At 44.9% G+C, this 13,661-nt stretch carries 9 protein-coding genes; 1 reads left to right on the forward strand and 8 read right to left on the reverse strand.

The window, feature by feature from the left end; genetic code table 11:
• Positions 1-125: 125 nt before the first annotated feature.
• On the forward strand, positions 126-1,655 hold the full coding sequence (locus EE896_RS21565) for a Fic family protein (protein WP_140915795.1): 1,530 nt from the start codon (positions 126-128) through the stop codon (positions 1,653-1,655).
• Between the two features lie 37 nt (positions 1,656-1,692).
• On the opposite strand, the gene EE896_RS21570 is transcribed toward EE896_RS21565, so the two are convergent.
• The 8 genes from EE896_RS21570 to EE896_RS21605 all read right to left on the reverse strand — a co-directional run bounded on the left by EE896_RS21570 (position 1,693) and on the right by EE896_RS21605 (position 13,545).
• A complete protein-coding gene (locus EE896_RS21570; RefSeq protein WP_140915794.1) occupies positions 1,693-2,388 on the reverse strand; it encodes a haloacid dehalogenase type II in 696 nt (231 codons plus the stop codon).
• 269 nt (positions 2,389-2,657) lie between these two features.
• Entirely contained in the window at positions 2,658-4,184 is a 1,527-nt protein-coding gene (locus EE896_RS21575) for a class I SAM-dependent DNA methyltransferase (protein WP_153574587.1), read from the reverse strand.
• Position 4,185: 1 nt separating this feature from the next.
• The gene (locus EE896_RS21580) at positions 4,186-5,103 is read right to left on the reverse strand and encodes an HNH endonuclease family protein (protein ID WP_140915412.1); all 918 of its coding nucleotides are present in this window, start codon (positions 5,101-5,103) and stop codon (positions 4,186-4,188) included.
• Entirely contained in the window at positions 5,103-6,743 is a 1,641-nt protein-coding gene (locus EE896_RS21585) for an AAA family ATPase (protein ID WP_153574588.1), read from the reverse strand. Before EE896_RS21585 ends, EE896_RS21580 begins: the two co-directional genes overlap by 1 nt.
• Positions 6,740-8,356, reverse strand: coding sequence for a restriction endonuclease subunit S (locus EE896_RS21590; protein ID WP_140915504.1), 1,617 nt, complete (start codon positions 8,354-8,356; stop codon positions 6,740-6,742). Before EE896_RS21590 ends, EE896_RS21585 begins: the two co-directional genes overlap by 4 nt.
• Positions 8,357-8,832: 476 nt before the next feature.
• Complete coding sequence (locus tag EE896_RS21595) at positions 8,833-10,236, reverse strand: FRG domain-containing protein (RefSeq protein ID WP_167518490.1); 1,404 nt, start codon at positions 10,234-10,236, stop codon at positions 8,833-8,835.
• A gap of 373 nt (positions 10,237-10,609) precedes the next feature.
• Entirely contained in the window at positions 10,610-11,536 is a 927-nt protein-coding gene (locus tag EE896_RS21600; protein ID WP_238343257.1) for a sulfonate ABC transporter substrate-binding protein, read from the reverse strand.
• 119 nt (positions 11,537-11,655) lie between these two features.
• Complete coding sequence (locus EE896_RS21605) at positions 11,656-13,545, reverse strand: sigma-54-dependent Fis family transcriptional regulator (protein ID WP_140915526.1); 1,890 nt, start codon at positions 13,543-13,545, stop codon at positions 11,656-11,658.
• Positions 13,546-13,661 lie beyond the last annotated feature (116 nt).

The raw sequence follows: 13,661 nt of genomic DNA on the forward strand, positions 1-13,661 counted from the left end.
GCAATGAACACCGTTTTATTAACGTTTCCGGGCGGTAGTTAATGCCGTCATGATGGATTGTTTAGCGTTTTCATGATAAATATCCATTTTGTTATCGTTTTCGGGCGACGGATAAAGGATTCGACATGCTGGTTGGCTTTAGCGCACTGTGCGAACGTTATGCTATCAAACTGGCGCAGCCCTTACGCGTAAAGTCAGCTATTGGAACCGTACGCTCACATCATGAGGGCCAGGGACAGGTAGAAAATCATTATCCACCAGGCTATCAGCCGGAAGATGATTTTGCGGGTCACTTTGCCTTTGGTCTCAAGTACGAAGAGATCCATCTGGAGTTTTTCGCACGCCTGTTTACGACCATCGGACCACAACCTTTGGAAGCGTGGTGTCGGCAGGAACCGTTCGGACAGTATGCGCGACGGGCCGGCTTTCTCTATGAATGGCTGACTGGTAATACCTTACAGGTACCGGACGTCACCAACGGAGGCTATGTTGAGGCGATTTCATCCAAAGCGTATCTGACCCGAACGACCGTGAACCGTAACAGGCGCTGGCGCATCAATAATAATCTGCCAGGATCCGCTGATTTCTGCCCACTGGTACGCAAAACCGCAGCCATTGAGCAGGCGCTCACGTTCGATCTCAACGATGCTTTGCATGATCTGGATAACACCTTTGGCGCGGATATTCTGATGCGCACCGCCAGCTGGCTGACATTTAAAGAGTCACGTGCCAGTTTCCTGATTGAGAAAGAGGCGGACCAGGGCGATCGTATCCAGCGATTTGCCCACGTTATCGCGCAGTATTGCGGCCAGCTTGAGGATCCGCTCAGCGATGCCAGCCTGCATACCATACAGCAGGGCATTCTTGGCCAGGATGCGCTGGGATTGGGGCTGCGACGTTCGCCCGTGTTTGTCGGACAGTCGACCATGCGTGAAGATATCGTCCACTATATTGCACCACACTATGATGACGTTCCGCGCTTTATGAATGGGCTTAAAGTCTTTGAACAGGCTACGCGGGGGGCCGCACCACTGGCTCGTGCGGGGGTTATCGCGTTTGGCTTTGTCTATATCCATCCGATGCGCGACGGCAATGGCCGCATCCACCGTTTTTTAATCAATGACACACTGATTCGTGATGGAGCGATACCGGATGGCGTGATCCTGCCTGTTTCAGCCACCATTACCAGTTCGATGGATTTTCGGGTCGGTTACGATCGCACGCTGGACGTATTTTCTAAACGGCTAATGCGGCGCTATGCAGGCTGCTATCGGTTTGGCGAGTTGAAAACCTATGAAGATGGCACGCGGAGTAATTTCACTTTCACCGAGTATGAGGATGCCCGTTTCGCCTGGCGTTATCCCGACTTAACCGAGCATGTGCTTTATACCTGCAGAGTCATCGAGCACACGGTCCGGACTGAAATGGCTGATGAAGCGCGCGTATTGGTGATATTTCAGCGCGCTCAACAGCAGTTGAAGGAGGTCGTTGAGATGCCTGATCAGGACGCCAGTCGTATTATCCGTTCGCTGAAAGAAAATGGCTGGCAGATTTCTGGCAAGCTCAAAAAAACGTTCCCGCTGCTGGATGATACAACTACTGCACAACAGATTGTGGAAGCGGTCAGGTCAGCGTTTGAGACCCACACAGACTAAGTATTCAGGTGTCATGTGAGGTCGCTGAGCACTGCATTTAGCAGAGCGGTTTAAGTTTTGCAGCCAGCGTACCTATATCGCTGACAATCAAATCCGGTGCAGGTGCCAGCGGGTAAAGTGCCTGTCCTTTGCGGGTAACAAATGCGGTTTTCATTCCTGCGCGTTTTGCTCCACCCACATCCCAGCCATGAGCGGCCACCATCATGCACTGTGATGCAGGCTGATCCATTTCCTGCATTGCCCACTGATACACTTTCAGATCGGGCTTATAAACCTGAACCTGTTCCACGCTGAGAATGCGCGTGAACAGCCGAGCCAGTCCGGCAGAACTGAGCTGCTTTTCGGCCAGTGCCGCAGAAGAGTTGGTCAGCGCGACCAGTGTAAATCCCTGTTGCTGCAGAGCACTCAGTCCTGCGGCGACATCAGGATGGGCTGGCATGGCTGCGATAATGTCAGCCAGCGGTGTTGCGTCTGCAGGCAGAGTAATACCATAGCGTGTGGCGGTCATCTGCAGCACTGCTTCGGCGATATCACCAAAGTTATGCCAGCTGCCGGTCACCGACTCCACGAGTGAATGATGTAATAGCGAGGTAAACCAGGCTTCAGCACGCTCCGGTCGGTCACCGAGTCGCTGCGCGACAACCCGGTTCAGCTCAGTGGTATCCAGCAGGGTCTCATTGACATCAAAAAACAGGGTGCCGCTGTAGGGTGCGGGGTTATGACTGTCGGTCATCGTGCCTCCGGTTGGTTTAATGGATGTGACAGGTGAGGCGTTAAAGACGCTCTCTGAAGGTAGAACACCGGTGAGGATTGCTCAATATCGAGTGCTGCGATAGTTAGAAATCAAACTGGAAAACCTGATGTGATTCAGAAAATTAGTTATGCGCATAATACTTATTATGTTAAATAATATTGTTCGATGTATATGTCCTTAGTGACACATTTAAATCACCTTCCATGGTGCGATGTCTTTCAAGTCAGAAAATATAATGAAAGAAATAATCAGTCATCAGACAGTAAATCTTCAACATCTTTAAAGTCACCAAGAGCGGACGTTAATAGCTCTATAATTTCAGATGATATTTGTTCAGCACTTAAAGTAAGTGAAGAATCTGAAAGATCATTATTAATCCAAAAAATATCTAAATTTGTTCTTTCCCTAGACATAATTTCATCATAAGTGAACTCTCGCCACCTGCCACTTGGCCCCATCGACCCATCATCAGATTGGGATGCACTCCAGTTTGCAATTCTTGATCTGTAATCAGATGGTTTATACAAAGTGATGAACTCTTCAAAATCATTCCATGTTAATTTATTTTTTCTTAGTGTTTTATGAATATTTGTCCTTAGATCATATATCCAAACAGACTTGGTTCCAGGCTTTAATCCGGGCTTACATGCGTCAAAGAAAATGACATTTGCGGTAACGCCTTGAGCATAAAATATGCCACTTGGCAAGCGTAATATTGTGTGTAAATTGAACTTATCTAATAATTTCTTTCTGATTATCTCACCAGGTCCGCCTTCAAATAGCACATTATCTGGAACAATAACTGCAGCTCTACCTTCCACTTTCAGCATGTTTGCAATATGTTGGATAAAATTCAACTGTTTGTTTGAAGTTGTTGTCCAGAAGTCATCACGATTATAGAATGATTTATCCTTTTGAGATTTATTCTCCATAATGTTGGTAAAAGTCAAACTGCTTTTTTTACCAAAAGGTGGATTGGCAAGAACTATATCAACTTTACTCTTAGGTCTATTCAATAATGCATCAGTGTTAGAAATTGGAAAGCTATTTAGGTTTATACCATTCAAATATAAATTCATCGCACACAATCGTGTAACTGAATGAGAAATATCATTGCCAGTGAAGGTATGATTGTTTATAAAATTTGTTTCTTTATCGCTAAGAATTTTTGGTTTTCTTAACCCCGACTTCCTGTCAATATCATTCAACAGAAAGTCATGTGCAACAATTAAAAAACCACCCGTCCCACATGCTGGATCAGAAATTGACTCATTAGGTTTAGGTTTAATTACATCAACAATGGCTTCAATTATTGGTCTAGGAGTGAAGTATTGTCCAGCTCCTTTTTTTTCGCTTTCAGCAGACCGCTGCAATAAACCTTCATAAATAGCACCTTTAATATCGAAGCTTAGAGAAGACCAAGATTCCTTATCAATGAGGTTAATTAACTTCCTAAGGTTGGCTTCATCTCTGATTTTGTTTTCAGCATTTTTAAAAATAACCCCTATACTTCCTTTTTCACCACTTAATTTTTTTAGAGATTCTGAGTAGTAATTAATAATACTGTTTTTATCACAGTCTAATAGACAACCCCAGACGTCTACGACCTCAACATTTAAGCCAGGCGTAGATTCATTGATAGCTGAAGCCATTTTAAGAAATATAAGGAAAGTTAGCTGTTCTACATAGTCACCATAGCCTATCCCCTCATCTCTTAAGACATGCGCATAGTTCCAAACGCGATTGACAATGTCTGTTGTACTGATATTAGTCATTTTATTCTCTATCAAGTATTGTTTTTACCCACGGTTCATGGTAATGCTGCCTCAAGTACAATTTCGCTGCAGTAATAAATTTAGAATCTGGCCATGTGAAACGTATCAACTTTATTATTTCTTTTATATTGGTCGTAATTTGCTCAGAGCTGACTTGGTGGCCATTTTTAAATGATTCATTTGTGCTCGCAACTAACTGGTCGATTCGTTGCCTTATAGCTTGGCGTGCCATTTTAGTAGGCTTATGATTTAAATGATACTTTTCTATAGATTCTTTGGCTCTCAAATAATCTTCTGAATTTTCATCATTACTATTAGGACATGCCTGACCATTTTTGTCAAAGGTGAGCAAACTGTAATCATTCTGATTAGTAGGATCGAGAAGTTTAGGACGTTCTCTGTTTACATCCGTTTTACATGTGTTCCAATGTGGAGGAGTGATTATAGGGAAGTGATCTTGTTTCCCTCCAGCAGTTTTAACGTCTACCCTTCTAGAGTTACAATAAGTACAACAAAACCTGTAGTTTCTCCACTCAAATGCTAACCACCAATAACCAGGGTGATCTGGGCACTCCGCTACTGAATTTTTAGGTCTAAAATGATCAATTGGTTTATCTGACCTCAGTTCATTTGTCTCGCAATACCAACATTTTCCGTTCGATATTTTTGACATTTGTTCGCCTAACTGAGACCACACATCACTCTTAGCAGAGATTGCCCTTTTACGAGCATTAGTCTTTGCAGTCTCCAACTCGGCATTTAATCTATTAATATCCCAAGCTTCTCTAACTGACTTTTGAAGGGTTTTTTGTTCTGCCTCATTTATTTTTTTGTTTACATAAACCCATGCATTGTCAACAGTCTTCTCCCAGTCGTCAGGCAGATTAAGTTCTAATTCATCAAGTTCGATATAGCGCATTATTTTTTACCATCTTCTTCGTCAAGTTGTGATAGTATATCATCGGTCATTCTAGCTAATTCTTCACGGTCACTGTCTGTTAGGAATGTATTGGTATTTAACTTATCACCATGTTTACGTGACCATGCTTTGACGAAGGCAGAAAAGTATGGGTCTGAGTAGGATTCAAGAAAACCTAGCTCAGACAGTTGTGATTGGAGGGATTCAAATCGCTCTTCTTGTTTCTGAGTTCTATTTTCAGAGGCTAACAATACTGCATGTTCATCAAGTTTTTCCAAAGTTTCAACATCAACATCAGATCTTAGACCAAACATATCACTCATTAAAATCCCCGAAAACCCCATTCCTTTGGGTTCATATAGAGGGGTTGAAGAATAAACCTTCAAACTCTCTTCATCTCTTTTCATAATTTGAATTTGAGATTTTTTTAAAGTAGAAATCACTATTGGGTCATGTGTAGCTAAGACAATATGGCTATTTTCTACAGCGCCATTAGTGTTTAGGCCATCATCAAGTTTAAATCCTGCAATTTCTTTTAAATATCTAATGTATTCCATGCTCCAAGCTGGATTTAAATGTGTATCAGGCTCATCGAGTAAAAATAAAGATTCATCATCACGAGTAAAACGGAGAAGGCCCAGCACTGTCAATAACTGTTGCTCACCTTCACTTAACTCTCTAAAAGTAAGCGTTTCGTTCGTTCCGTTTTTATTTTTTACCTTTACCTTAATCCTTACTTCATGAACTAAATTTGAAAAATATATACTTTCAAGTAATTTAAAAAAGTCCTTTTCAGTAGTGCAGTTTCCAACATCTTTTAAAGCATTTAAATCTTTTAAATAAAGGAATAATGCCTCCATATTATCCGGCTTGCGCTTCATTGGATGTGGGATTGGAATTGTTTTATACATCGGAGCTAATGATGCGTTATAAAGTCTATCCAAGAATGGTCTAACTACACCAGTAGCGTTCCAAAAACGCGGGTCACCTTCTTTACTCGTCCAATCTGGCTTATTAAGTACAAAAAGAACAGATTCAATTTCTTCAATAAAAAGTTTTTCTTTTAAAAATTCATTTACTTTATTATCGTCACCCAAGAAAAATGCAAGAAGTACAAAATTGCTATGTACTTTTTGAGCATAAAATAGAGGGCGTAAAGGCAAAGTTTTTTCATCTAATCCATATTTATTTGGATATAGCAATTGGTCACGAAATTTACGCTGGTGCTCATAGAAATGCATTGCCAATCTATCGCTAGGGCCAGAATAATATCCGAAAACATTCGATGGCAGGTATTTTCTACTTGTTTCTTTGAAGAATGAATTTGAGTTTTTAAGGATATTGTTCTTAAGGTTGCCTTTTTCAAAGACTTCAATCTTATATTGTTCTTTTTTTATGCTTGTTTCTTTTGCATCAATTTTAATGACATAATTTCTGCAAGAATATTCAATTCGATAGGAAAAGGTTGGTTCTTTTCGTAAATCAAGCGAGCTGAAAATTATTACAAGTGCTTCAATTATATTTGACTTTCCAGAGCCATTCCACCCAATAATAACTGTGACCAATTCGTCTTGCTCAAAATCGACCAACACATCCTTCAGGTTTTTAAATTCACTAATCCACAATTTATCAAGTTTCATATTTTATCCTTAGAAATCAAAAAGTCTCCATTTTCATCTCGCAAATATTCAATTTTGCCGCTATCGACTAAGAGCTTCAATTCTTCATAAAACTCTTCAATCGATAAAATACTTAATGTTTCTTGATATTTTGAAATTGAAAATAGCTCTTCAACTGTTGTCAATTTCCCCCGCTCGTTTAATAGATCAAATAAACTCAAGTTTTTCATACCCTTAATCTCAACCCTGTTTTGGGTAATTTCTATCTCCTTCACCTTCTTTTCAAATTCTGCGTCATGGCTCAATTCTTTATTTTTATTATTTTTTATTTCGTAAATGGCCGTGCCAGATATTAACTTGCCAGTCACCGCCTTTTTTAAAATTTCACACTTTAACTTTGATGATAAAAATTTTTTTTCAATTATTTTTTCTTTGATTTTTTCTATCCGAAAAAGCTTTTCCTTTATTAATTCGGATATTTTTTCCGCTTCATCAATTGGTGGTAGTGGAACAAGGAATTTTGATACTTTGCTTATGCTCAAAGTATACAGTCCGGAGGTTGAGCTAGAATCTCTTTCGATCTGTTCTCTACCTTTTGTAGACATAAACCAATAAATAAGAAACATCGATAATTGCGATTTTTTAATGCGTACTTTAATAATATGATTTTGGTGTGCGCATGGTCTTATAGAATCATCCCATAATGCCATGCGTCCAATTTGGTCTGCACTGCCATTACCCTCCACAATAAGTAAATCATTTTTTTGGAGTAATACTCTAGTTAGTTCGGAATCAGACACTCCAATACTATGAACATCATCCAACCTGAGCTCATTTGAATAAACATTAGCAACCCTGAGATAAGGAATGCTTAATTTGTAACTCTCTCTCTTTTTGCTTTTTGTTAAGCCACCACTTACTTCACCAATCGAACTTAACTTTGTCCATTTCCAACCCTCTGGCAGAGCACCATTTCGTTCGTTGTTAGGTAGTTCACATTTATAAATACCGAGGGTGTAACTGTTCAATATTAATTTCTTGTATTCTTCTAGCTTAGTTAGGGCTAATTCAGACTTGCCAGTACCCCTATCAATTTTTTCATACAGCTCATCTATTTTATCTGAGATTATTTTTTGAATTTCAAGCGGTGGCTGAGGAAGTGGAATTTGAGCTAAAGATTTAGATGAAAGATGTTTTACTGTCACCGAAGAAGTTTCAGCATTAATAGCATCTAAATATGGTTGAAGCACATAGAAGAAAAATTTTTTATTATATTTTTCCTCATCAACTGAAATTTTACATACTCTCTGGTTTAGTAATGATGTAGGGCCACCCCATATAGCTACTTTAAAATCACCATCCATGCCTATTAAAATGTCACCACTGAAAATTAAATATTTTTCATCATATTCCCCAACGTAATAGGTTGTGTTTTCATTATTTGTTATGTCTCTAATTCTAATTAATGGGATGCCCGACTGATATTTAGTTGAAAATAAGCTTGACTTAAATGCATATCCATTTGTAATGGATGATACATCACCAAGTTTAACCCGGTTCCATGATGAATGGATTGATAAAAGTTCATTGTTCGAATCCTGAACTATATTTTCAGGTCTTTTTGTAAGAGCCATCTACATTCCTATTTTTTAACTTGCTAATGACTTAATTAATCACTAAAGCCATTACAATTCTTTAAAATCAATCTCAAGATCAGAGTAAGCTATCATTATACAGACTAGTACATTCTTTCTTAAAATATTAATTCTATAACTTAAATGTATAGATATTGTACTTAAATCTTATTTTATTTTGATTTTTAAGCTAACTTTAAACTAAAACCTAAACAGTCTATAGTTATGCCTGATTACCATCAAGCTTAGCACTCTGACTCAGTCACTTAAAGCAGTCAGAGTGCAATTATAACTTCATTTATCAATAATCCTTACAAACTCTGATTGCCTCATATCTCTCTCGTGCCAAAGACTGTTACTTTCCGCAAACCTTATATAATTATACTTACATAAGGCCAAACAGGGTCTCAAAGCCATCGCCCCACCGGAGCGGAACCCCGCCCACTCTGCACCAAAAGCCGCACTTGCGGCTTTTTTTATTTCACCCGGTTCAGGATCTCTTCGCCTTTCGTCCGGCGGGCAATTTCTCTCGCCGTCTCTTCAATGCCGGGGTAAATGGTGCTGGGCTTGATGTTGAGCCGGCTGAGCTCCTGCAGGATCGCCTTCTTATTGCTGACGTATATGCGCTTAACTGTTAGGCCGCTGTGCCCGGTATCCGGCAGCACGGCCTCATGCCCGAACAGCAGAAACGCGCCGGACTGAGAGGAGATCCGCTGGTTGGCAATCCTGCCGCGGACAAACAGGATGCGGCTCAAATCACCCGGTCGAATGGCGTTTTCAAAGTACGGTTTTTCCGCCCGGATAAAATGAATGAGCCTTTTCATCTCTGGCGATTCTTCTCCTCGCTCATTTAGGGGGACGTCCGTTTCAGGTATGACCTTATTTTTATCTTCCATATTAAGCAGGGACAGGTTAGCGATGCTGCTGACGGTGTCAGAATTATAAAATTTGATGTCATCCGTCCGGACGGAAAAAATTTTCACATCCCCGACCTTCTCATCTTCCTCGTTTTTATCGAGCATGTCTGCGCAGCAGAAATAGAGGGCGACAAGCGGATTGGCCGTGACGTCCAGCAGCCGCGTAGGCAGGCCGTAGTGCTGCATGCGGACCAGCTTATCGAGCATGAAATGGTCCTGATAAAACTCGGACGGATGAGCAGTCAGAATCTCGTTAATCATGTGCCTTTCTTTAAACCTGTACAACGGCACGGCATCTTCTTCGCGGAACAGGGATGGTTCAAGCTTATATTTAAAATTACTGTGCCCCCGGTAAAACACCTCATGACCATCCTGTGCCTGAAATTCGTCAATTTTCTGCAGAAACTTCTCAACTGACGTCACGCTCTCTTCACGCTCTGTCACTCCTGGAAGCGACGGGGCTGGAGGAGGCAGTGGCGGGACCAGAACTGGTCCTTGCGGGCGGGGAACCGGGATTGTTAACCCGAAAGCGTGCATGACCTCAGGAAGGCTAACATCTTTGATAGCCCAGTGGGTTCGTTGTGCTTCAAACTGATGATAGAAGAAGCGGTCGGCCAGCGCTTTGTAGTTATCAACGATCACTCTCCCGAAATCATAGTGTATGCGCGCTGCATATTCTAAATTTTTCCCGCTGACTCTAATGCTTTCAATCATGGCCACCCGGACATTGGAATACAGGTGTGAACGCCCGTCCTGGTGTTGCTCATTATCGAACTCGGTCATCAGCACGCAGGGAATGAGTTTCAGGTTTGCGAGGACCTTTTCATTTACCTCTCTGAAGACGACCGAGAGCGATTCACTTGTGTATTCCAGATAGCGGCTCAGGGGCATCGAGCTATGGGCAAGTTCGCCCACTGGAACCATCCAGTCATCATCATTGGACTTAATTATCAGATTGATCATGGAGCTTCCCTTCAGGTTCATCAATGAGAAAATGTTGAGATAACTTTATTCTTTTGTAGGCATCAGTTAAAGGGAAACCGCTCTTGCTGCGTCCGTTTCTGATTGACTGGCACTGTTGGCCAGCAACTCTTTCACGGACTCTGAGCAGAGCTCAGTGCATCTGATTTTGATTGCATTTCATTCCCATTAGACAATCTTAAAGCACATCAAAAAAACATTAAATCCATGTAGAGGTACACCGGATTTGCCGTCAGACCCTAACCGGTTAATCCTTTCTCGTAATTTCCGCAGAATCCGCCGCCGGCATATAAAGGGCAAGCAGACATAATCACCGACTTCAATTCGCTCAACCCAAACTACGCCCGGCCCTTACTTACTTCTTATCCAGCGACCAGGTCGCGCTGCGGATATCCACCTTCACCGGCAACAGACCAATCCGGGTAAAGGTATCCGCCAGTGCCTGCTGCTGCGTAAAGACTTCAGGCGTCATCCGCTCTGCACCAAACGGCATCCTTGCCAGCGCCTGCTGCCAGATCGGCTGGGGCAGACCGGTTGAGGAGGACATGATTTTAGCCGCCTCTTCATGATGCTGATTGGCCCACGAGCTCAGCGTGTCCAGCTCATCCACCACCTGAGCGGCGATTTGAGGATAAGTATCTGCGAACTTGCGACTGGCAAGATAGAAGGTGTAGTGCGGCACCAGTCCCTCGGCATTTTTAATCAGCCGGGCTTTAGCGGTGGTTTCCACTTCGGCGTAGTAAGGATCCCAGATGACCCAGGCATCCACCGCGCCACGCTGGAAGGCCGCGCGCGCATCGGCAGGCGGCAGATAGACGGGTGTAATGTCCTTGTAGCTCAGCCCTGCCTTCTCCAGCGCCGTGACCAACAAATAGTTAACGTCAGAGCCTTTATTCAGCGCCACCCGCTTGCCTTTAAGATCCGCCACGCTTTTAATCGGGGAGTCTGCAGGCACCACAATCGCTTCGGTTTTAGGGTTAGCTGGCGAGTGTCCCAGATAAACCAGATCGGCCTGTGCGGCCTGGGCAAATGTCGGTGGCGCATCGCCGGTGGCAGCCAGATCGATACTGCCGATGTTTAAGCCCTCCAGCATCTGCGGCCCGGCTGGGAATTCAATCCAGTGCACCGCAATCCCCTGCTTCTTAAATTCCTGATCCAGCGTGCCGCGATACTTCAGCAGCGCGAAGATATTGGCTTTTTGAAAACCGATATTCACTGTATCGGGTTTCTCTGCAGCTGCCCGGGCGTTAAATGCAAAACCCGCCTGGGCGGCAATAATCATTGCGCTGAATAAAACTTTTTTCATTTCTCATTCCTGAGTTTGTTTGTTGTCAGCGCAACATAACAAACGCGGATTGAAGCGCTTAGCGAGGAAATGTTCGATGCTTAGCTAAAAAAACGCTATGGATGCCAGACTGACTCGCGTACGCGAATGGCCCGACTGAATAACCCCAGCGCATAAAAGCGGTCAGCGATGGTTTGCTGTTCCCGGATGATGGCCAGGTTCATTCGCTGAGTCTGATGGCTGCGCCGGGCTAAGGCGTGCATTAGTGAGGTCGCAGAAATGCCGAGTTCGCTGGAGAGCAACGCGGCGGCTTCAGTATGGTGTGCATCAATGTAGCGGCCCGTCTGTTCCAGGGCGGTGAGCAGGATCTGCAACAGATCGCCCGACTGCGCCGCAAATCCGCGTTCGGCAAGGTAAAACTGATGATTATTGACCCGGCCAGTGCCATCCGCAATTACCCTGAACTGTCCGCTGTTCTCAGCATCACTGAGGAGCGGATCCCACATCATCCAGGCATCTACCGCGCTGAGGTCGCTGGGCGTCAGTGGATATTTGGGGGGTGCATAGACAATGCGCACCTCATCCAGCGCTAATCCCGCCTCATCCAGGATTTGCAGCAGCAGATAGTGGACATTAGAACCACGATTCACGGCGATGCGTTTGCCTCTGAGATCGCCAATCTGCTGAACCGGGCTATTAGTGGGTACCAGCAGCGCCACGCTCTGCGGAGCGGCAGGTTCCCAGGCGACGTAGACCATCGGGCTGTTGCTGGCTTGCGCAAACAAGGGAGGAACTTCGCCGGTGGTCCCGAAATCGACCTCCTTATTGTTCAGCGCATGGAGGAGCTGTGGACCCGCTGGAAACTCGCTCCACAGCACGCTGACGCCCTGATCGCTCAGCTGCTGCTCCAGCGACTGACGCGCTTTCAGAATGCCAAGGTTGCCAAACTTCTGATAACCGATACGCAGTTCACGCTCCTGCTGAGGCTGATGATGAGGAGAGGCCTCGCGCTGACGCAATGAGGTACGGCGGGGTTTAATCACACCCAGATGCCCCAGCTGGGTACGCAGTGTATGACGGCTGATGCCCAGCAGCGCGGCCGCCTGTAACTGATTACCCTGCGTGAGTTCCAGCGCATTTTTTACCAGCGCGGCGATCACTCGTGGATAGAGTGGCGTCTCACTCTGCTGCATCTGCTGACGTAAAAACTGGTCGAGCGCCTCCTCTCCGGAGGGTAAATCGCTGCCAGCAATGGCGTTCAGCCGCAGCTGTTGCGGCGTGACCAGCGAGGTCCTGCTGAGTAGCACCGCATTGTGCAGCGTGTTCTCCAGCTCACGGATGTTACCCGGCCAGCTGTAGTCCATTAGCGTGGCGACAGCATCTTCACTCAGCCGTAACTGAGGACGTCCCAGACGTCGCGCATAGAGTTGCAGAAAATGACTGGCCAGCACCGGAATATCTTCGCAGCGCTGGCGCAGCGGCGGCAATGTGACGCTGGCGACATTGAGACGGTAGTAGAGGTCTTCCCGGAACCGCCGTTCACGAATCGCCACAGCCAGATCCCGGTTGGTGGCCGCAATTACCCGCACATTGACCTTTATCGCTTTAGACGAGCCCACGCGAGTGATATCGCGCTCCTGTAGTACGCGCAGGAGCTTCACCTGCAGCGACGGACTGAGTTCACCGACTTCATCCAGCAGCAGCGTGCCGCCTTCTGCTGCTTCAAACCAGCCACGATGGCGATCCTGCGCGCCGGTAAAGGCCCCTTTCTCATGACCGAACAGCTCTGACTCCGCCAGGCTCTCGGTGAGTGCCCCGCAATTGACCGCCAGAAATGGCTGCCGGCTGCGGGCGCTATGATGATGCAGATAGCGCGCCATCACCTCTTTGCCGGTGCCGGTTTCACCGATGATCAATACCGTTGCATCGGTAGGCGCGAGCTGATCCAGTACGCTTTTAAAGGCGCGCGATGCGGGATCAATTAACTCAGGGCTGGATATCTGCATCTTGTTTACCGGATTAACAGGAAAGCCATGACCATACCGCGTGGCAGTGGCGGAAACGAGGGGGCGAAACGAGCCGGGTTGTTGCCATTGCAGCAGTCTGCAGCTTTATCTGCCGC

This window comes from Pantoea eucalypti (genome assembly GCF_009646115.1).
Taxonomy (GTDB): domain Bacteria; phylum Pseudomonadota; class Gammaproteobacteria; order Enterobacterales; family Enterobacteriaceae; genus Pantoea; species Pantoea eucalypti.

Coding starts and splice junctions, on each gene's coding strand:
- EE896_RS21575 (WP_153574587.1), bottom strand. CDS start 4,184: ATGACTAATATCAGTACAACAGACATTGTCAATCGCGTTTGGAACTAT.
- EE896_RS21585 (WP_153574588.1), bottom strand. CDS start 6,743: ATGAAACTTGATAAATTGTGGATTAGTGAATTTAAAAACCTGAAGGAT.
- EE896_RS21570 (WP_140915794.1), bottom strand. CDS start 2,388: ATGACCGACAGTCATAACCCCGCACCCTACAGCGGCACCCTGTTTTTT.
- EE896_RS21605 (WP_140915526.1), bottom strand. CDS start 13,545: ATGCAGATATCCAGCCCTGAGTTAATTGATCCCGCATCGCGCGCCTTT.
- EE896_RS21590 (WP_140915504.1), bottom strand. CDS start 8,356: ATGGCTCTTACAAAAAGACCTGAAAATATAGTTCAGGATTCGAACAAT.
- EE896_RS21600 (WP_238343257.1), bottom strand. CDS start 11,536: ATGATTATTGCCGCCCAGGCGGGTTTTGCATTTAACGCCCGGGCAGCT.
- EE896_RS21565 (WP_140915795.1), top strand. CDS start 126: ATGCTGGTTGGCTTTAGCGCACTGTGCGAACGTTATGCTATCAAACTG.
- EE896_RS21580 (WP_140915412.1), bottom strand. CDS start 5,103: ATGCGCTATATCGAACTTGATGAATTAGAACTTAATCTGCCTGACGAC.
- EE896_RS21595 (WP_167518490.1), bottom strand. CDS start 10,236: ATGATCAATCTGATAATTAAGTCCAATGATGATGACTGGATGGTTCCA.